The sequence below is a fragment of the Acinetobacter sp. WCHAc060025 genome (genome assembly GCF_004209355.1).
GTDB classification, from domain to species: Bacteria; Pseudomonadota; Gammaproteobacteria; order Pseudomonadales; family Moraxellaceae; genus Acinetobacter; species Acinetobacter wuhouensis.
Genome location: NZ_SGSX01000004.1, coordinates 191,319 through 209,846 on the forward strand (window position 1 = coordinate 191,319; position 18,528 = coordinate 209,846).

The 18,528-nt window shown below is 38.6% G+C and carries 17 protein-coding genes; 10 read left to right on the forward strand and 7 right to left on the reverse strand.

The genetic code is table 11. The features are described from left to right. Positions 1-39 precede the first annotated feature (39 nt). The gene (locus EXE09_RS04905) at positions 40-531 is read left to right on the forward strand and encodes a DinB family protein (protein ID WP_130116532.1); all 492 of its coding nucleotides are present in this window, start codon (positions 40-42) and stop codon (positions 529-531) included. A gap of 130 nt (positions 532-661) precedes the next feature. Here the strand turns inward: EXE09_RS04905 and EXE09_RS04910 are convergent, their stop codons facing one another. The 4 genes from EXE09_RS04910 to gatC all read right to left on the reverse strand — a co-directional run bounded on the left by EXE09_RS04910 (position 662) and on the right by gatC (position 5,537). Then, complete coding sequence (locus EXE09_RS04910) at positions 662-2,149, reverse strand: FRG domain-containing protein (protein ID WP_130116533.1); 1,488 nt, start codon at positions 2,147-2,149, stop codon at positions 662-664. Positions 2,150-2,210: 61 nt separating this feature from the next. After that, the gene (gatB, locus tag EXE09_RS04915) at positions 2,211-3,692 is read right to left on the reverse strand and encodes an Asp-tRNA(Asn)/Glu-tRNA(Gln) amidotransferase subunit GatB (RefSeq protein ID WP_130116534.1); all 1,482 of its coding nucleotides are present in this window, start codon (positions 3,690-3,692) and stop codon (positions 2,211-2,213) included. Further along, entirely contained in the window at positions 3,692-5,170 is a 1,479-nt protein-coding gene (gene gatA, locus EXE09_RS04920) for an Asp-tRNA(Asn)/Glu-tRNA(Gln) amidotransferase subunit GatA (RefSeq protein ID WP_130116535.1), read from the reverse strand. The genes gatB and gatA overlap by 1 nt, the downstream gene beginning before the upstream one ends. Positions 5,171-5,222: 52 nt before the next feature. Next, a complete protein-coding gene (gatC, locus tag EXE09_RS04925) occupies positions 5,223-5,537 on the reverse strand; it encodes an Asp-tRNA(Asn)/Glu-tRNA(Gln) amidotransferase subunit GatC (RefSeq protein WP_087553212.1) in 315 nt (104 codons plus the stop codon). Positions 5,538-5,672: 135 nt separating this feature from the next. Between gatC and EXE09_RS04930 the strand changes: the two genes are divergently transcribed. From EXE09_RS04930 to EXE09_RS18720, 6 genes are all read left to right on the forward strand, one after another. Continuing rightward, on the forward strand, positions 5,673-6,713 hold the full coding sequence (locus tag EXE09_RS04930; protein WP_068973438.1) for a rod shape-determining protein: 1,041 nt from the start codon (positions 5,673-5,675) through the stop codon (positions 6,711-6,713). Between the two features lie 46 nt (positions 6,714-6,759). Continuing rightward, the gene (mreC, locus tag EXE09_RS04935) at positions 6,760-7,617 is read left to right on the forward strand and encodes a rod shape-determining protein MreC (RefSeq protein WP_068973437.1); all 858 of its coding nucleotides are present in this window, start codon (positions 6,760-6,762) and stop codon (positions 7,615-7,617) included. After that, positions 7,604-8,101 carry a rod shape-determining protein MreD gene (gene mreD / locus EXE09_RS04940; RefSeq protein ID WP_068973436.1) on the forward strand — a complete coding sequence of 166 codons (498 nt, stop codon included), beginning with the start codon at positions 7,604-7,606 and terminating at the stop codon, positions 8,099-8,101. The genes mreC and mreD overlap by 14 nt, the downstream gene beginning before the upstream one ends. Beyond that, the gene (locus EXE09_RS04945) at positions 8,089-8,655 is read left to right on the forward strand and encodes a Maf family nucleotide pyrophosphatase (protein ID WP_087553214.1); all 567 of its coding nucleotides are present in this window, start codon (positions 8,089-8,091) and stop codon (positions 8,653-8,655) included. The genes mreD and EXE09_RS04945 overlap by 13 nt, the downstream gene beginning before the upstream one ends. Positions 8,656-8,706: 51 nt before the next feature. Continuing rightward, on the forward strand, positions 8,707-10,161 hold the full coding sequence (gene rng / locus EXE09_RS04950) for a ribonuclease G (protein ID WP_068973434.1): 1,455 nt from the start codon (positions 8,707-8,709) through the stop codon (positions 10,159-10,161). Positions 10,162-10,291: 130 nt separating this feature from the next. Next, entirely contained in the window at positions 10,292-10,465 is a 174-nt protein-coding gene (locus tag EXE09_RS18720; RefSeq protein ID WP_162994905.1) for a PA1571 family protein, read from the forward strand. A gap of 128 nt (positions 10,466-10,593) precedes the next feature. On the opposite strand, the gene EXE09_RS04955 is transcribed toward EXE09_RS18720, so the two are convergent. After that, positions 10,594-12,036, reverse strand: coding sequence for a WS/DGAT/MGAT family O-acyltransferase (locus tag EXE09_RS04955; RefSeq protein ID WP_130116536.1), 1,443 nt, complete (start codon positions 12,034-12,036; stop codon positions 10,594-10,596). Between the two features lie 192 nt (positions 12,037-12,228). Then, on the reverse strand, positions 12,229-12,963 hold the full coding sequence (locus EXE09_RS04960; protein ID WP_130116537.1) for a phosphoadenylyl-sulfate reductase: 735 nt from the start codon (positions 12,961-12,963) through the stop codon (positions 12,229-12,231). A 352-nt stretch (positions 12,964-13,315) separates the two neighbouring features. Between EXE09_RS04960 and thrH the strand changes: the two genes are divergently transcribed. Then, positions 13,316-13,933: a bifunctional phosphoserine phosphatase/homoserine phosphotransferase ThrH gene (gene thrH / locus EXE09_RS04965; RefSeq protein WP_130116538.1), complete on the forward strand. Its 618-nt coding sequence runs from the start codon at positions 13,316-13,318 to the stop codon at positions 13,931-13,933. A gap of 404 nt (positions 13,934-14,337) precedes the next feature. Here the strand turns inward: thrH and EXE09_RS04970 are convergent, their stop codons facing one another. Next, positions 14,338-14,952, reverse strand: a complete 615-nt coding sequence (locus tag EXE09_RS04970) for a GDSL-type esterase/lipase family protein (protein WP_171478613.1) — start codon at positions 14,950-14,952, stop codon at positions 14,338-14,340. A gap of 45 nt (positions 14,953-14,997) precedes the next feature. Here EXE09_RS04970 and EXE09_RS04975 point away from each other — a divergent pair, with 45 nt between their 5' ends. Both EXE09_RS04975 and EXE09_RS04980 read left to right on the forward strand, forming a co-directional pair. Then, positions 14,998-15,744: an ABC transporter ATP-binding protein gene (locus EXE09_RS04975; protein ID WP_130116540.1), complete on the forward strand. Its 747-nt coding sequence runs from the start codon at positions 14,998-15,000 to the stop codon at positions 15,742-15,744. Beyond that, positions 15,744-18,281, forward strand: a complete 2,538-nt coding sequence (locus tag EXE09_RS04980; RefSeq protein ID WP_130116541.1) for an ABC transporter permease — start codon at positions 15,744-15,746, stop codon at positions 18,279-18,281. The genes EXE09_RS04975 and EXE09_RS04980 overlap by 1 nt, the downstream gene beginning before the upstream one ends. The last annotated feature ends 247 nt before the right edge of the window (positions 18,282-18,528 follow it).

Below are 18,528 nucleotides of genomic sequence, written 5' to 3' on the forward strand. Positions count from 1 at the left end.
GAGAGTAATTCATTTCAGAAAATGTTTTAGGTCAATTAAATGGATTTTCATAAGCTGTTTTTATATAAGCAATGGTCAGATCAGCGTTTATTTCAGGCGATTGCTCAGATTGATCAAGAAAAATATTTAGATAATTATAATTTTGCTCGGCAACAGTTGAATCATATGACCATTGTTGAAGAGTTGTTCCGATCTCGTTTAGAACATCAAAAAACATTGCATGCTCAAACCAATACAGATGTTTTGCCTGCTTTTGAAGTATTACAGCAACGAATTGAGGCATCTGATGTGTGGTTCGCAAACTTTGTTCAGCATATTCAAGTCGAGCAACTTTCTGACATTATTCATTTTCAGTTTATTGATCAAAAAATGGGGCGTCTTTCTATTGAAGAAATTCTGTTTCATATCATTAATCATGGAACTTATCATCGTGGGAATATTGCCCATGCTTTGCATCATGCAAAGGTCGTTCACCCAGCTGATACGTATACGGTTTTTATTCATCAGTTTGAGCCAGAGCGTAGAGTGTAATGACTTAAATATATTGTAATGAATAATATTTCGGAGTGGAAATTTTCTAAAAATAAGTTTTAGTTTGTAAGGGGTTAAAATTATCCTACCACTTTGAGATAGGATAATTTAAAGAAAGACTTTTATATGGCTAGATTGTAAAGTTTTCTAATTTATTTTTTATGTATTTAGCTGAATTTTCCATACTAGGATAAACCGTTCTTTGATTGATGTTTAATAAATCAAGCTCATCTAATATAGCTTTTTTATGATCTTTCTTAACCCTAATTTTATGTATAATAAAATTAGGGTTGCTACTGCTGGTTATTGCTTCAGCATCCAGTCCAAAGATTAAAAAAGAACCTGATTGTGCAATAATCCTTTCTTGGTTTAACCTGCCTTTGACACAAAAGATATTTTTTAGGTCTTTAATTTCAATTCGAGGTTTAAAATATGGCTTTTCATTTAAGATGAAATGTAAATATTGTTCATAACATTTTTCAGTCATATCTTTTTCATCGAGTATGTTTTTTTTAGGATCGGTTTTTTGGCTTTTAATTATATATTGAGATAATTGATCTTTTTGAGTTGCATTAAGTTTCGCTAAATTGGTTAAGCAAGATATTTTATCTGAGTCGTAAAAACATATATCAGTTTTTTTGGTAGAAATTAAAATAACTTCACCATCTTCGTCATGTTTTAAATTTTCACAAGCAAAATATAATGCAGTTAATGGATTGCTTGATATATCAAGCATTCTAGTTGGCATTCCATAGTGTTGCATACGTGTTAAAATATCAAATCCACTTATATCATTGTTAAATGAAAGAGGTTCAGTAGTTAATAATTCACGAAATAGAAGGTGTTCACCCTCTAAATAAATTTTACCTTTTCCATTTGGATCTTCCCGTAATAAAGTGGGTAATAACTCATAAGAAAATTTTCCATGCCCTCTATAAAAAACTTCATGATTTTCATTTTTATTATCATTTTTTTTATTGATTTCTATAATTTTATTTATGAAATTAGGTACATTTGATATGTATGGAGGGGTTGTAGTAAGGCTAGCTTTTACACTAAAACCAGTGCTAATTTTTGCATTTAACTGACCTATAATTTGAGGTGGATTGAGTAGGTCAATATTGTGATTTGGAAAGTTTTCCTCAATTGTATCTAAATTATCAAAGATATTGAGGAGGGCTAAGTTGTGAAATAAATCAGCGTTTTTAATAGCCCAATGAGTTCGTGTTTTCTCCCGACCATCAAAATTTAATGCTTTTTCTAACGTTTCAAGTTCTAGAAGAAAATCAAATTTAGTTTTTGGATTGTAGCTAGGTAAGGATTCTTTTTCTGAAATTAATTTTAAAGTTGCTGTAATGGTCTTTTTATTTGTATTTAATTTAACATCTTGTAATTCAGCTATTGCAATATAGTCTTTAAAGTTTTCGAAACAAATAATACAGGGGAAATTGCGTAAAATTAAAAAAGACTCTTCTTTTAATTCTTTAAATTTTAACCGAATTTGTTCATCTGTGTGTTCAACAAAACGACTTGAGTCATAGGTTATTGAAATAAAATTATTTTCTAAATTATCAACTTCGTCTTTTGAATAGCATTGCAGTAAATTAAAGTAAGCCATAATAAAAACCCCACATAAAGTGAGGTTTTTATATCATAAAATCAACCAATTAGCGAATAGATCAACCAATCAATTTCTTCATCAATTCATTGACTTGTGCAGGGTTGGCTTTACCTTTTGCAGCTTTCATCACTTGACCAACAAGACCATTGAAGGCTTTGTCTTTACCAGACTTATACTCTTCAACCATCTTCTCGTTGGCAGCAAGCACTTCTTTAATAATCGCTTCAATCGCACCTGTATCAGTTTCTTGTTTCAAGCCCTTTTCCGCAATAATTTCGTCCGCTGATTTGCCTTCATCCCACATAAAGCCGAACACTTGTTTTGCAATCTTACCGTTAATTGTATTGTCCACAATACGCGCAATCATACCGCCAAGTTTTTCCGCAGATACAGGAGAGTCGTGAAGCTCTAAGCTTGCTTTGTTTAAAGCACCAGAGAATTCACCCATGACCCAGTTTGCAGAAACCTTACCTTGAGCAGCACCGCCAGCAGCAGTCACGACAGCTTCATAGAAGTCTGCCATTTCACGAGAAAGCGTAAGAACATGCGCATCATACTCAGTCACAGCAAAGTCCGCGATAAAACGCGCACGACGTGCTTTAGGCAACTCAGGAAGATTAGCTTTCGCTTCCTCAATTTGAGCATCAGGAATTATCACAGGAAGCAAGTCAGGATCAGGGAAGTAGCGGTAATCGTTCGCTTCTTCTTTCGAACGCATAGAACGCGTTTCCATCTTCACAGTATCAAACAAACGAGTTTCTTGGTCGATTTTACCGCCATCTTCCAAGATTTCCATTTGACGTTGAATTTCAACATTGATCGCTTGTTCGATGAAACGGAAAGAGTTGATATTTTTCAATTCACAACGCGTACCAAACTCATCACCTGGTTGACGTAAAGATACGTTACAGTCACAACGGAACGAACCTTCCGCCATGTTACCGTCAGAAATACCCAACCAACGCACCAAAGTGTGAATCGCTTTGATATAAGCCAAAGCTTCTTCAACAGAACGCATATCAGGTTCAGATACGATTTCAAGCAAAGGCGTACCTGCGCGGTTTAAGTCGATGCCTGACATACCTTCAAACTGATCGTGAATCGATTTACCTGCATCCTCTTCCAAATGCGCACGTGTCACGCCTATACGCTTCACAGTACCATCTTCAAGCTGAATGTCGATATGACCTAGCCCAACGATTGGATTGTCCATTTGGCTGATTTGGTAGCCTTTCGGAGAGTCTGGGTAAAAATAGTTTTTACGAGCAAATACTGAAGCTTGGTCGATATAGGCATCAATCCCCAAACCAAAACGAATCGCAAGATCAACCACATCCTTGTTTAAAACAGGAAGTACACCTGGCATCGCCAAATCAACAAGGCTGGCTTGTGTATTTGGATCTTGACCAAAAGTCGTTGAAGAGCCTGAGAAAATTTTAGAATTGGTCGCAAGTTGCGTATGGATTTCAATACCAATAACGACTTCCCATCCGTCAATCAAGTTTGACTTAGGTTTTACTGCTTTTTGAGCTTGAGCCATTATGCATTCTCCTCCGCAATTGCCGCACGTTTGGTATGCCAATCTGTATTTTGTTGATATTGATGCACAATCGACAACAATTGAGATTCTGACCAATAATTACCAATTAACTGTAAACCTACAGGTAAGCTGTTTGCATCAAAACCAACAGGGGCATTGATTGCAGGCAGACCTGCCAAGTTCACAGCAAGCGTGTAAATGTCACCTAAATACATTTCGGTTGGGCTAAGATTCGCACCGATTTTATAAGCTGTAGTTGGTGCAGATGGTGCAGCAATCACATCGACATTTTCAAAGGCTTTTAAGAAGTCCTGTTGGATTAAACGACGTACTTTTTGAGCTTTTACATAATAAGCATCGTAATAACCCGCAGAAAGCGCGTATGTACCAATCAAGATACGACGCTGAACTTCTGCACCAAAACCTTCAGAACGTGAACGCTTATAAAGATCTAAAATGTCAGTTGGGTTTTCACAACGGTAACCGTAGCGAACGCCATCAAAGCGAGATAAGTTTGAAGAAGCTTCAGCAGGGGCAATCAAATAATAAGTCGGTACATAAGCTTCGCTCATGCTGAGATCAATCTCAACCAAGGTCGCGCCCATGTCTTCCAATTTTTTCAAAGATTCTTCAACACGTGCTTTAACGTTAGCATCTAAACCTTGAACATTGAAGTATTGTTTAGGAATACCAATACGTAAGCCTTTAACCGCAGTGCCATTCAAGTTTGCAACGTAGTCATCAACTTCTTTATTGATCGACGTTGAATCTTTTTCATCATGACCCGCCATGACATTCATCAAATAAGCACAGTCTTCTGCAGAACGTGCCATTGGACCACCTTGGTCCATAGATGATGCGTAGGCAATCATACCGAAACGTGAAACACGACCATACGTCGGTTTAAGACCTGTTAGACCACAGAATGATGCAGGTTGACGAATTGAACCGCCTGTATCAGTTCCTGTTGCAAAAGGTGCAAGGTCAGCAGCGACAACGGCAGCAGAACCACCTGAAGAACCCCCAGGTACATGTTCTAAATTCCACGGGTTTTTAGTCGCACCAAAAAACGGGTTTTCAGAAGTTGATCCCATGGCAAATTCGTCCATGTTCACTTTACCGAGTGTCACAAGTCCAGCTGTTTTACCTTTCGCAACGACAGTTGCATCGTAAGGAGAGACAAAGTTATTCAGCATTTTTGAACCCGCAGTGGTTTTGATACCGTGGGTACAGAAAATATCTTTATGGGCAATCGGTACACCAGTCAATGCAGTCGCATTACCAGTTTTAAGTACAGCATCAGCAGCATCAGCTTGTGCTAATGCTTGCTCAGCAGTTACCGTAATGTATGAATTGACACGATCATCAATTTTAGCAATACGATCTAAATAATGTTGAGTCAATTCGCGTGATGAAAACTGAGCGCTTTTTAAGCCTTCTGCCATTTCACGAATCGATAAACGGTGTAAATCAGTCATGAGTACAATTCTTTACGATTAATTTTTAAAAATAAGTTTAACTGATCAAATATTATTCAATCACACGTGGAACGAGGTACAAACCGTCCTGAATAGCAGGGGCAACGGCTTGATATTCTTCACGATGGTTCTCTTCAGTCACCACATCAGGGCGAAGAGGTTGAGGGTTGTCAAAAGGGCTCTTCAGCGGCTCAACACCATCAGTATTGATCGCTTTTAAGCTCTCCATCATCCCTAAGATTTTATTTAAACTTTGAGCATATTCAGCAGATTGCGTATCATTAAGCGACAATCGAGCAAGATTGGCGATTTGCGATACAGTTTGTGCATTTAATTCTGCAGAATGCTGAGCATCTGAACTTGACATGATGTCTCACCTAATCAGTTTTAAAAAAATTCAAAATATCGTGCGTTATAATAAGCGATTGACTTGTTCAAATCATCACATTTAGTTAAAGTTGCCATCTTGCGTCCATACTAAAGTTTAAACTGAGAACGACCCGTGATTCTAAAACGACTAATTGGCTTGTTTTCGCCAGATCTAGCCATTGATTTAGGTACTGCAAACACACTAATTTATGCACCAGGAAGGGGCATTATATTAAACGAACCGACAGTTGTGGCGATTCGTCACAGTGGTTCGCAGAAAATTGTTGCAGCTGTAGGATTAGATGCTAAGCAAATGCTTGGTCGTACACCTGCAAACATTTCAGCAATTCGTCCGATGAAAGATGGCGTAATTGCAGATTTTGAAGTCACTGAAACCATGTTAAATCAATTTATTGGTAAAGTGCATGAAAAACGTTTATTTCCACCTGCGCCGCGTGTGGTTGTTTGTGTTCCATGTAAATCTACATTGGTCGAACGTCGTGCGATTCGTGAAGCAGTATTCAATGCAGGCGCACGTGATGTACGCTTAATTGAAGAACCTATGGCCGCTGCGATTGGTGCGGGCATGCCTGTAGAACAAGCCTGTGGTTCGATGGTTGTGGACGTTGGCGGTGGTACGACTGAAATCGCGATTATCTCACTACAAGGTTGTGTGTACGCAGATTCTTTACGTATCGGTGGTGATGTATTTGATGAGCAAATCATTAACTATGTACGTAAAGCACATGGTTGCGTGATCGGTGAAACCACTGCTGAAACCATTAAAAAAGAAGTGGGTATGGCAGTTGCAGATGGCACAACTTTAGAAATCGAAGTTCGTGGTCGTAATCTTGCTGAAGGTGTTCCACGTGCGATTACTGTGACTTCGGATGAAATCACACAAGCGATTGCAGACCCATTACAAAGTATTGTATCTGCTGTGAAATCTGCACTTGAACAAACTCCGCCTGAATTATCATCAGATATTGCAGAGCGTGGTATTGTGTTGACAGGTGGTGGTGCATTGCTCCGTAATCTGGATAAATTACTTGCACAAGAAACAGGTTTACCTGTTGTTGTTGCTGAAGATCCTTTAACTTGTGTGACTCGTGGTGGCGGTAAAGTCTTAGAATTCTTTGACAATCCAAATCATGATATGCTTTTTGTAGGCTAAACTTTAGTAGATTACGATTTTAGTAGATTAAGTTAAGGACGAGGCGGTGCAACCGAATCTCTTTTCAAGACAACCGCCATCTTTTCGCTCGTTCATCATTGCGGTGATCACTTGTTTTGTTGTGCTGTTTTTTAACTGGCGCATGCCACAAGTGGTTCAACCCGCAAGAGATGTCTTGTATGCGGCATATAATCCGATTTATGCCTTAGCAAGTTATCCTGTATTGTCGAAAGAATGGCTGAATCAACAAACCAAATCTGAAGCTCAATTGCGTCGTGAAAATACCTCGATGCAAGCTGAACTGCTTCAAGCGCAAGTGCGTCTGCAAAAACTCTCAGAACTCTCAGCTGAAAATACCCGGCTTCGTGGATTATTGGATACGCCATTGATTATTGATGGACGTATGGAGATTGCTGAAGTCATAGGGACAGATGCCGATCCTTTACGTCATATCATTATCATCAACCGTGGTGCAGCGAGTCAGCTAAAAGTGGGTCAAACTGTTTTAGATGATAAAGGGATCATGGGGCAAGTCATTAATGTATATCCGCACAGTAGTCGTGTGATGTTATTATCAGATAAAGAACATTCTTTATCTGTACGCTTAGAAAGCTCTGGTATGCGTGCGATTGTGACAGGTACAGGTGATTTGGGGCATTTGAAAATGGAATATGTTCCAACCAGTGCCAATATTAAAGTAGGGGATAAGGTGTATAGTTCTGGTTTAGGACAGCATTTCCCTGCAGGGTACTTAGTCGGTTCGGTTTCAAAAGTGATGCGTCATAATACGGGTGAATTTGCTCAAATTGATGTTGTTCCTGCTGCACAGTTGGCAGGTGGTCATCATGTCGTTGTACTGTTTTCTGATTCACTAGCGATGGAGCAGCCAAATGTTGATCGCTAAGAAATTACCTTCAGAAAAGCAACGCAAAGATCCAATTTTCCTGATTGTGATTTCAGTGATTATTTGTTCTATTCTAGTGGTCTACCCAATGTCCTATGCTTTTGCGGGCTGGCGACCACTGTATATGCTGATGATCATGCTATTTTGGGTGCTCTGCCAACCGACGTGGTGTGGGGTTTGGTTTGCGTTTACCATGGGCTTATTTACGGATTTATTGCTTGATGCCCCATTGGGTATGAATGCATTAAGTTATGTATTGATTGCTTTTTTAACACGATATTTCATTCGCGAGCGCCGTGTACTGACATTTAGTAATCTATGGATTATTAGTATGTTCGCAATACTGGCGCATTTAGTATTTACTTTTATGGCGCAAGTGATGATCGGTGTACATTTTTCGCTTGCACGACATTGGCAACCTTTGGTTTCTAGTATTTTCTGTTGGCCAATTCTTTACTATTTATTAAAAAGATGGCGCATTTAATTCTTGCTTCGAGTTCGCCTCGGCGTAAAGAACTGTTACAACAAGTTGGGTTGGAATTTACAGTTCATAGCCCTGATATTGACGAGTCTGTACTTGAAAATGAGCAGATCGAACAATATGTTCAGCGTTTAGCAGAAACTAAAGCGCAAGCAGTGTTAACATTAAAACCACAGGGTACAGTGATCGCTGCAGATACCAGCTTGGTTTTTGCTGATCAGATTATTGGTAAACCTGAATCGAAACAACATGCTTTTGAAATTTGGGCATTATTGTCAGGTCAGACGCATGAAGTACTCACAGGTGTTTGCGTTGCAAATGCTCAGCAGTTATTGAGTACAGTGGTTCGTACCGAAGTTGAGTTTCAAATACTCAGTCCTAATGATATGGAAGAATATTGGGCAACGGGTGAACCGATAGGTAAAGCGGGTGCGTATGCAATACAAGGTATTGCAGCAAAATTTGTGACCCGTATGAATGGTAGTTATAGTAATGTGGTCGGGCTACCATTACATGAAACAATACAGTTACTTGATCGTCTAGATCAACGCAGTTGAGGCACTAAATTAACTGCTGAAAAGAATTTTTATAATGTTTTGAGTTTAGTTATGTCTGACGAGTTATTGATTAATGTCACACCTATGGAATGTCGTGTGGCGTTAATTCAAAATGGGACGGTCAATGAGTTATTTGTTGAACGGACTGTTAAACGTGGGTTAGTCGGAAATATTTACAAAGGCAAAGTAGTGCGTGTACTTCCTGGTATGCAAGCAGCTTTTGTGGATATTGGTTTGTCTCGTACTGCATTTTTGCATATCAATGATATGGTTTGGCCACGTCACCAACCTACACCGAATGTATTTGAATTATTACAACCGGGTCAAATTCTCACTGTGCAAGTGATGAAAGATATGCTGGGAACCAAAGGTGCTCGCTTAAGTACAGATCTTTCAATTCCATCTCGTTATCTTGTTTTGATGCCGTATGGCAATCATATCGGTGTATCACAACGCATTGAGTCTGAAGAAGAACGTGATCGTTTACGTTCCATGATTGAGCGTATTCAAACTGAGCATAAACTACCTGGTTCAGTGATTGTCCGTACTGCGGCAGACGGCATAGATGAAGCATCAATTGCTCAAGATATGGCGTACCTTGCCAAGCTTTGGGAATATATTCAGAAAAAACAAAAAATTATTGCAGTGCCTTCTTTAATCTTTGAAGAACTTCCATTGCCACAACGTGTGATTCGTGATTTGGCAAATGAAGAAACCGCCAATATCTATGTTGATTCACGCGAAATACACGGCAAGCTACAAGAGTTTGTATGTGAATTTGTCCCAAGCATGCAAAGCCGTTTGCAACATTATCCTGGTGAACGCCCTTTATTTGACTTATACAATGTTGAAGAAGATATTCAAAAGGCATTGCAGACTCGCGTAGCGCTTAAGTCTGGTGGTTATTTGATGATTGATCAAACCGAAGCAATGACCACGATTGATGTCAATACGGGTTCATACGTCGGCGGACGTAGCCTAGAAGATACTGTGTTCAAAACCAATATGGAAGCAACACAGGTCATTGCTCGTCAGTTACGTCTACGTAATTTGGGGGGCATTATCATCATTGACTTTATCGATATGCAGGAAGCTGTACATCGTGAAGAAGTGATGAAACAGTTTGAGAAAAATCTCGAACGTGATCATGCGAAAACCAAGATTACTCAAGTCTCTGAGCTTGGTTTGGTTGAAATGACTCGTAAACGTACTCGCGAATCACTCGAACATTTATTGTGTGAGTCATGCCCAACATGTCAGGGACGTGGATATGTCAAAACAGCAGAGACAGTATGTTACGAAATCTTTCGTGAAATACTAAGATATACCCGTGCTTATGAATCTCAGAGTGGCTTTACTGTTATTGCGCATCCATCTGTGATAGATCGGCTTTTAACGGCAGAAGCCCCAGCTGTGGCGGATTTAGAGCATTTCATTCATCGTGTGATTAAATTCCAAGTGGAAAATTTATATACTCAAGAGCAATACGATATCATTTTAAGCTAAAATTGTAACAGGATGTCGTTAAACAGTTGTTACATCTGAAATTTTACTTTCAGCGTTGATTTGACAATACTAAGACTAAAGGTAGCCAAAGACTTTCTCCCTTTAACAGTCTTAGCAAGTGAGGTCAATAATGAGCGTAAGTGAACAATTAATAACTCGTGGTATCAAACATGTATTGGAAAACCAACCTAAAAATACATGTGTAATGTTGGATGACAATGGTCAAGAAATTAAAATCACCAAAGATATGGTGGTGAATGTTTGTCATCAACTACTGAATAAATGTCGTAATGTTAAAAATTAAGAGGCTAAAATAAGCCTCTTATTTTTTTGTAGGATGTTTTATTTCAAAAGATCAAAAATTATAAAAATCTATAAAATAATATGCTCAATATTTATATTTAAAATTTAGCAAAATAAAAACAAAAGCCCTTATGAGGGCTTTTGCGTTTGGATGGATTCTTCAATTACATTGTTGGTTTTCAATGGAATTTCAACTGGAGTCTGTTCAGATACCTGTGCTTTTTGAGGAATTAACTGCTCAAACTTTTGGATTTCATTTTCTAAATGCGTCAATAAGTTTTGCAATTTAGGCAATGATTTACGGCAACCCGTTAATCCCACCTCCAATTTATCCAAATAACTGGTCATGGTGATGTTCAGTGCCTGTCCATCCAAAACAATAGATGCAGGGTAGAGTGCATCTAGTTTCGCACCATTCCAGTACAAAGGTTCACGAGGACCTGGTACATTGGAAATGATGACATTGAAAGCTTGGTGTTTTGGTAATAGCCCCGATGCAATATTGACTCCAGCAGCACCATATACAAAAGCACTGTAGTTTAAAATTTGATTTGAGGTCATGCGCTTAAAGCGATTTTTAGAGTTTTGCACGCTACGTTGAATGATCTCTAAACGCTCTAGAGGTTGCTCTTTATGAGTTCCTAAATTTGCCAAAATCATGGTGATACGGTTACTCATGTCTGAGTCGTCATCACGTAAGGATGCTGGAACCATTGCGATGAGTGGTTTCTTTGGCAAGGCATTTTGAGTAATCAGATAATCACGGAGTGCACCAGAACAAACAGCCAAGACAACATCGTTAATCGTTACACCCAGTGCTTTAGAAATATCTCTGAAACGATCTAGTTCAAAGGATTGAGCGGCAAAGCGGCGTGAAGAACTGACACGTTGGTTAAACAGACTGCTCGGTGCTTGGAAAGTTGAAACATAGTCAGGGTTTTTGCCCATTTCTTTGAAAATGGTCTGACACAATTCCTGAGTCACTTTCGGAGCCGCTTCAACTTGTCCTTTGAGACCTTCAAAAACTTTCTTGATTTTTCCTAATTTGGTTTCTTTTAAACGCTTGGCACGTTTACCTTCTACACACCAGGGTGGAATGATGGTCTTAGAATTTGAATCTTTAGAGAATGACTTTTCGAGTAAGCGCATACCTGCAACACCATCAATCATGGCATGATGGATTTTGAAATACATGGCAAAGCGATTGCCTTCAATCCCTTCGATGATATGACAAGTCCAAAGTGGTTTTGCACGATCAATCAAAGCACTGTGTTCTTGCGAAATATAGACCAATAATTCACGAATACGCCCTGGGTGTGGTAGGGCAATATGACGGAAGTGGTGGTCAATATCGAACTCTTCATCTTCATCCCAAAAAAAACCATTTAAGCGGTTATTAAAAGGTGGAACAGGAATAGATTTTGAATTACGAATATCAGCCACTAGGTCTTGAATAAATGTAGATGGGGCATGGTCTGGAATTTGGAATAAGAATAATCCCCCCACGTGCATTGGCTGTTGGCGTTTTTCTAAATTTAAGAAAATAAAATCGATCGGGTGTAATGGGCGCATAATTTTTGATGCCTCACTGCAAAAACTACAACAACTCATTCCTGAGTGTTGGATTGTTAGAATTATAAAACCTGATTGTAGTATAGATCTTTTTTATAGAGAAAATCCAAGCATTTTGATGAATGAATAGTACAAAAAAAGTCACTAAATTGAGTGACTTTTTTTTACCAAAAAAATTATTTTATTGGGCTGTTATTTTTTTAGGTTACCTGCATGTAAACCACATTCTTTGTGCGTTGCTTCTTCCCACCACCAGCGACCTTCACGTTCATGTTGGTTAGGTAAAACAGGACGTGTACATGGTTCACAGCCAATAGAAATATAACCTTTCTCATGCAGTGGGTTATACGGAATTTCCATCATACGAATATAGTTCCAAACATCCGCACTTGACCAATTTGCCAAAGGATTATATTTAATCAATTGTTTGCCTTCACCTGAAAAACCAACATCAGCTTGAACCACTGGAATTTCAGTACGTGTGCCTGGACTTTGATCTTTACGTTGACCCGTAATCCAACCATCTAAAGTGGCTAACTTTTTACGTAAGGGCTGAACTTTACGAATACCACAACATTCTTTATGGTCATCTTGATAAAAGCTAAACAAGCCTTTTTCATTCACTAACTTTTGTACGGCATCGGGTTCTGGAAAACAAATCTCAATCTGAATACCATAATGTTTACGTACAGTTTCAAGAAACTGATAAGTTTCTGCATGCAAACGCCCTGTATCCAAACTGAATACTCGAAAGGGCTTACCGAGATTGTGTGCCATATCGATTAGCACCACATCTTCTGCACCAGAAAATGAAATCGCAATTTCACCTTGTTGAGAAAGTGCTAGCTCTAAAATTTCAGAAGGGGATTTATCAGCATATTCTGCTGCAAGTGCATCTACTTGATCAATTGTAGGAATAACAGTCATTTGTTGCCTCTGGCTATAGCTTGAAGCTAGGTTTACTTAAAAGTCGTTAACACTTAAAAAGTATTTAAAAAATTAGTTCTCAAAAGATCTGTAAATTTAAGCATTTTGGCGAAAAATAAGCCAATACGACTTTGTATGTATAAATGCTTTTGAATGTCATGCTATTTTAAAGTAAATAAAATATGCTTCTTAGCAGATTTATGAAAATACTTATGAATTAAAAAGATTTAAGCAGAATCGAAATCTGCATTGATAAGTTTTCATTTGCTGAAGTATCAAAATCTTTCAGCATTTTTTTTAAACTTTAATGCTATGATACGCCAAAATTTACAACTAACATTTGGGAGAACCCATGGAAATCGTATGTCTTGATCTTGAGGGTGTTTTGGTTCCAGAAATCTGGATCAATTTTGCTAAAAAAACAGGGATCAAAGAATTAGAAGCAACAACTCGTGATATTCCTGACTACGATGTGTTGATGACTCAACGTTTAAATATCCTAAAACAACATGGTTTAGGTTTAAACGATATTCAAGCTGTGATTGCAGACATGGGGCCTTTTGAAGGTGCAAAAGAGTTTGTGGAATGGGTACGTACGCATTTCCAATTGATTATTCTTTCTGACACTTTCTATGAGTTTGCTCATCCTTTGATGCAACAACTGGGTTGGCCAACCATTTTCTGTCACAAGTTAGAAACTGATGAAAATGGCATGATTACTGCGTATAAATTGCGTCAGCCTGATCAAAAGCGTGAAGCTGTGAAAGCACTTCATGGTTTGAATTATCGCGTGATTGCAGCAGGTGATTCGTATAACGATACAACAATGTTGGGTGAAGCTGACAAAGGTTTCTTGTTTGATGCACCTGAAAATGTGATTCGTGAATTCCCTCAATTCCCACCGATTCATGGTTATGCAGAGTTGAAAGAAGCGATCCGTAATGCTTCTGTACGTGATATTCCAGCTTAATTTTACTTGCTGAAATTTGTTGGATGAAAAAGGCGCTGAGGCGTCTTTTTTTATGTTGTTAATATTTCTGAAACAGTAAATATATTTTAAATTGGCACAGCCTCGCTTGCCTTTTTAAATTTAGATTCATTTGTGTAGGCGATGCCTCCCTTTTGAGGGATCAAAAGTGACAAAAATCCTTTGTTGGGTAATGAGAAGCAAGGCTTCGCAAGTGTTCTGAACCCCGACCCAACGGCGACATCCATGTCGCCTGACGCGATAGCACCGCTGGTTTTAAAATTCCTATCAGTAATAGTTTCTTGACAGTTATTCAGCTAGATTTAAAGAATTGACACTTTTGGACGATAGAGTATTTGAATTTATTATGTGAAGCCTTGAATGATGAAAATTAGCGAATAATTATCTTACAACGCCCCTTTAATTAAAGGATAAGCATTATTCAGTAAAATTTTCTGTGCTGTTGCATTGGGATGGACTAAATCTTTTTGCATCAGGTTTTTATGACCTGCCACGCCTTCCATAAAAAATGGATGCATTTTCACTTTATATTGCTGACTTAAAATCTTGTAATTATTTTCAAAAGCCGTGCTATAGGCTGTGCCGTAGTTTGGTGGAATCTTCATTCCCAGTAAAACTACCGTTGCCTTACTTTTCTGACTTTGTTGGATCAATTGCGCCAAATTCTTTTGAATCATTTGTGGTGGCTGACCACGTAAGCCATCATTTCCGCCCAGTTCGATGACAACGACATTCGGCTTATGGGTCTGCAATAATTTAGGTAAACGTGCCAAAGCACCACTGGTGGTTTCTCCACTCACACTGGCATTCACGACTTTATGTTGTTTGGGAAAGTCTTGATTGAGTCGTAATTGTAATAAATTCACCCAACCCTGTTGTGGTGTGATGCCATAACCTGCACTTAAACTATCGCCCACGATCATGATGGTTTTTGCAAAACTACTAATCGGCAATAGACAGATCGTGCTAAAGAATAAACAATGAGGGAGTTTTTTCATCATTTTAAAATTTAACGATTTTTTGATTTGCATATAGGGTACTTTATGATGTCTAAGGTTCAGAATGATTCGGTTTCTCCCATCATGCCACAAGTGATAATTTCTGCACAGCAACTGACACAAAAGATTGAACTCCCACATCAAACACTTACAATTTTTGAAAATCTAAATTTAGAAATTCAGGCAGGGGAACAGGTTGCGATTACAGGACGTTCAGGCTCAGGAAAATCAACATTATTAGGCATCCTAGCGACTTTGGATCAAGCCAGTGCAGGGAAGTTAACGGTATGTGGTGAGTCTGTTGAACATTTAAATGAAGAGCAAAGAGCGTTGGTTCGGTTAAAACATATTGGTTTTGTATTTCAGTCTTTTCAATTGTTGACACATTTATCTGCACTTGAAAATGTCATGCTGCCTTTACGCTTACAAAAAGATTTTAACTATGCTGTTGCTGAACAAAAAGCATTGGCTCTGCTCGCTAAAGTAGGTCTAGAGCGCCAAAGTCAACAGACCCCAAAAGTATTATCAGGGGGTGAACAGCAACGTGTTGCGATTGCGCGTGCATTGATTTCTGATCCAAAAATTATTTTTGCTGATGAACCAACAGGGAATTTAGACAGTCATACCGCACATGAAATTGAACAGCTATTATTCGACTTAAATCGTGAAATGGGCACAACACTTGTACTCGTGACACATGATCCTGCTTTGGCAGCACAATGCCAACGCCATTATGAGTTAAAAGAAGGGCAACTCATTGAACATTTACATCAAACTCAGCCAGAGGGTGTGTAATGTTCAATTTATTCAAACCATTATTGAGGCAAAGTTTTGCCAATTCAGGGATTTATTTACTGATTGTAGCCATGTGTTTAGCGATCAGTGCTACGACTGCATTGAAATTTAGCAATGACCAAGTGCAGCAAGCTGTGACCTTGCAAGCTGCCAAGATGCAAGCTGCTGATTTAGTTCTGAGTGATACCAATTCCATTGATTCAAAATGGATTCAATCTGCAAATGAATTAAAGCTCAAACAGTCCCATGTCACCATGTTTGGTTCAATGGCATCAACGCATGATCAATTTGTCATGGTGAATGTCAAAGCGATTGATACATTATTTCCACTGCGCGGTGATTTAAAAATTCAGCCTACGCAAAAATTGCAAAGTGGTGGAATTTGGTTAAGCAGACGTGCGCAAGAATTACTCAAATTAAATATCGGTGATAATGTACAACTGGCTGATGGTCAATTCAAAGTCACTGGAATTATCGAACATGATTCCAATCAAGAATTAGGATTTTCGGCATTTTCTCCAACCGTTATCATTTCGCAAGCGGATGTGGCTAAAACCAATGCAATTCAAGTGGGAAGTCGTATTGATTACCGTCTGCTTTTGGCAGGAGAGCCTCAATCTATTGAAAAATTTCAGCAAATTTATAAGATAGAGATTGAAACTGAAAAGCAAAAATATGCCAAAGCAAATGACCAAAAATCTGATCAGGATTCAGCTACAGATCAATCTGTTCAAGCCATGTCGAATGAAGAGCAAAGCTTCGATCAACAAAGCAATTTAAAGCTACGCAGTGCCGATGAGGGCAATTCGCGTTTAATTAAGCCGATAGAAAATTTAGATACTTTTCTACAACTTGCCAATATTTTGACGATTTTACTGTGTGGTTTAGCGATAGCCTTGACCAGTCAGCGTTATGTGCAACAAAACCAAGATCATATTGCTTTGATGCGTTGTATGGGGGCAAGTAAATCTCAGATTCTGCAAACCTATTTAGCACTATTGGCTGTCGTGAGCGTGATTGCGATTGTGATCGGTAGTGGTTTGGGCATGATATTGGGCTATGCGCTTTTGCAACTGATGTTACAGATGATCCCGAATCTAGAACTGCAATTCTCAATGTTTGAAATGTTGCTTGGCCCTTTACCAATTGCCATTTTTACCAGTGCCATTGTTTTGATCGGTTTTATTCTGCCGAGTTTGTGGCAATTGTTAAATACGCCTCCAATTCGTGTGATTCGTCAACAACAGAAATCTGCCCGTTCAATGGTGTGGATGATGTCTTTTGGCATATTAAGTCTGATCATTTTTAGTTTGGTATTGACTGAAAATATTGTACTGACTGGATTGGTCATGGGTGCGGTCATTGTACTCACGGCAGTGCTTTATGCACTGGTTTGGTCGATTTTGAAATTGCTTAAATCCCTGCGCAATCAATTGTCTAGTTATGTACGCTCGCCTTCACAAACAGCATTGCAAATTACTGCATTGGCATTGGGTCTAAGTTTGATTACGGTTTTAGCCGTGTTACGTACTGATTTGCTGGAGCGTTGGCAACAGCAATTGCCTAAGGGAACACCGAATCAATTCATTTATGGTTTACCTCCATTTGAGTTAGAAGCTTTTAAGCAACAGTTGGCGCAACGACATTGGAAAAGTACGCCTTTATATCCAAATATCAAAGGGCGCTTAATTGCGAAAAATGATCAGCCTTTTTCAGCGCAATTGTTAAAGGAAAATAATTCTTTACGCCGTGAATTAAATTTGACTCAAACAGATCACTATCCGCAAGATAATGTGATTGTATCGGGTCAAGCTAAACTAACTAAAGTTGGGCAAGTTTCAGTTGAAGCAAAACTTGCGGATGAATTAGGTATCAAAATTGGTGATCAACTGACGTTTAGTTTGCCAGAGGGACAATTAAAAGCTGAAGTTGTTAATTTACGTACTGTTGAATGGCAAAGTTTTAGTCCGAATTTTTTCTTTATTTTTACCCCAAAGACTTTGGATGAAAATGCAGGGAGTTATCTCGGTAGTTTTTACGTGCCAGCGACTGAAAAAACCAAAATGGTCAGTTTGATTCAGCAATTTTCCAATACTGTATTTATTGATGTGTCTTTGATTTTTGATGAGATTAAACGTCTTGTGAGTGTCCTCGTACAAATCATTACGGTGCTTGCTGTATTAGTGAGTTTGTCTGGTTTTCTTGTGTTGATTGCATGTATCAATTTACTGATGGATGAACGGAAACGTGAAGTGGCGTTATTACGTTCTTTGGGCAGTTCGAAGCGTCAACTCAAAAATATGATGATGCTTGAAATCGGTTTTATTGGATTATTGGCAGGGATTGTGTCATGTATTTTTGCGGAAGTGATTAGTGCGATTGCGAGTTATCGGATGGATATGGTGGTGCAATTGCATTGGGAAATTTGGTTGATTTTACCGTTGGTTATGGCGGTGCTATGTGCATTGATTGGGCGTTATCGTTTGAGTTATTTATCTGATATTCCACCTTTGCAAAGTTTGAGGGAATTGAGTTAATTCACTTGGATTTAATAGTCATGTAAATATACAAACTGGATGAACGATATCAATAACGAGCGCTGTTAGTGATTTCAATATTGTTGGTGCTATCACGTTTGGCGACATGGATGTCGCCGTTGGGTCGGGTTCAGGTCACTTGCGAAGCCTTGCTTCTCATTACCCGACAAAGGATTTTTGTCCCTCTTACGGAATATATTCCTCATCCTTCAAAAGGGAGGCATCGCCTACGCAAATTAATTAAACT

Bases quoted from the DNA above. Each gene is read 5' to 3' on its own strand.
- EXE09_RS04970 (WP_171478613.1), bottom strand. From the start codon at position 14,952: ATGATGAAAAAACTCCCTCATTGTTTATTCTTTAGCACGATCTGTCTA.
- gatB (WP_130116534.1), bottom strand. From the start codon at position 3,692: ATGGCTCAAGCTCAAAAAGCAGTAAAACCTAAGTCAAACTTGATTGAC.
- mreD (WP_068973436.1), top strand. From the start codon at position 7,604: ATGTTGATCGCTAAGAAATTACCTTCAGAAAAGCAACGCAAAGATCCA.
- EXE09_RS04960 (WP_130116537.1), bottom strand. From the start codon at position 12,963: ATGACTGTTATTCCTACAATTGATCAAGTAGATGCACTTGCAGCAGAA.
- EXE09_RS04975 (WP_130116540.1), top strand. From the start codon at position 14,998: ATGTCTAAGGTTCAGAATGATTCGGTTTCTCCCATCATGCCACAAGTG.
- EXE09_RS18720 (WP_162994905.1), top strand. From the start codon at position 10,292: ATGAGCGTAAGTGAACAATTAATAACTCGTGGTATCAAACATGTATTG.
- EXE09_RS04905 (WP_130116532.1), top strand. From the start codon at position 40: ATGGATTTTCATAAGCTGTTTTTATATAAGCAATGGTCAGATCAGCGT.
- rng (WP_068973434.1), top strand. From the start codon at position 8,707: ATGTCTGACGAGTTATTGATTAATGTCACACCTATGGAATGTCGTGTG.
- EXE09_RS04955 (WP_130116536.1), bottom strand. From the start codon at position 12,036: ATGCGCCCATTACACCCGATCGATTTTATTTTCTTAAATTTAGAAAAA.
- gatC (WP_087553212.1), bottom strand. From the start codon at position 5,537: ATGTCAAGTTCAGATGCTCAGCATTCTGCAGAATTAAATGCACAAACT.
- EXE09_RS04980 (WP_130116541.1), top strand. From the start codon at position 15,744: ATGTTCAATTTATTCAAACCATTATTGAGGCAAAGTTTTGCCAATTCA.
- EXE09_RS04910 (WP_130116533.1), bottom strand. From the start codon at position 2,149: ATGGCTTACTTTAATTTACTGCAATGCTATTCAAAAGACGAAGTTGAT.
- EXE09_RS04945 (WP_087553214.1), top strand. From the start codon at position 8,089: ATGGCGCATTTAATTCTTGCTTCGAGTTCGCCTCGGCGTAAAGAACTG.
- gatA (WP_130116535.1), bottom strand. From the start codon at position 5,170: ATGACTGATTTACACCGTTTATCGATTCGTGAAATGGCAGAAGGCTTA.
- thrH (WP_130116538.1), top strand. From the start codon at position 13,316: ATGGAAATCGTATGTCTTGATCTTGAGGGTGTTTTGGTTCCAGAAATC.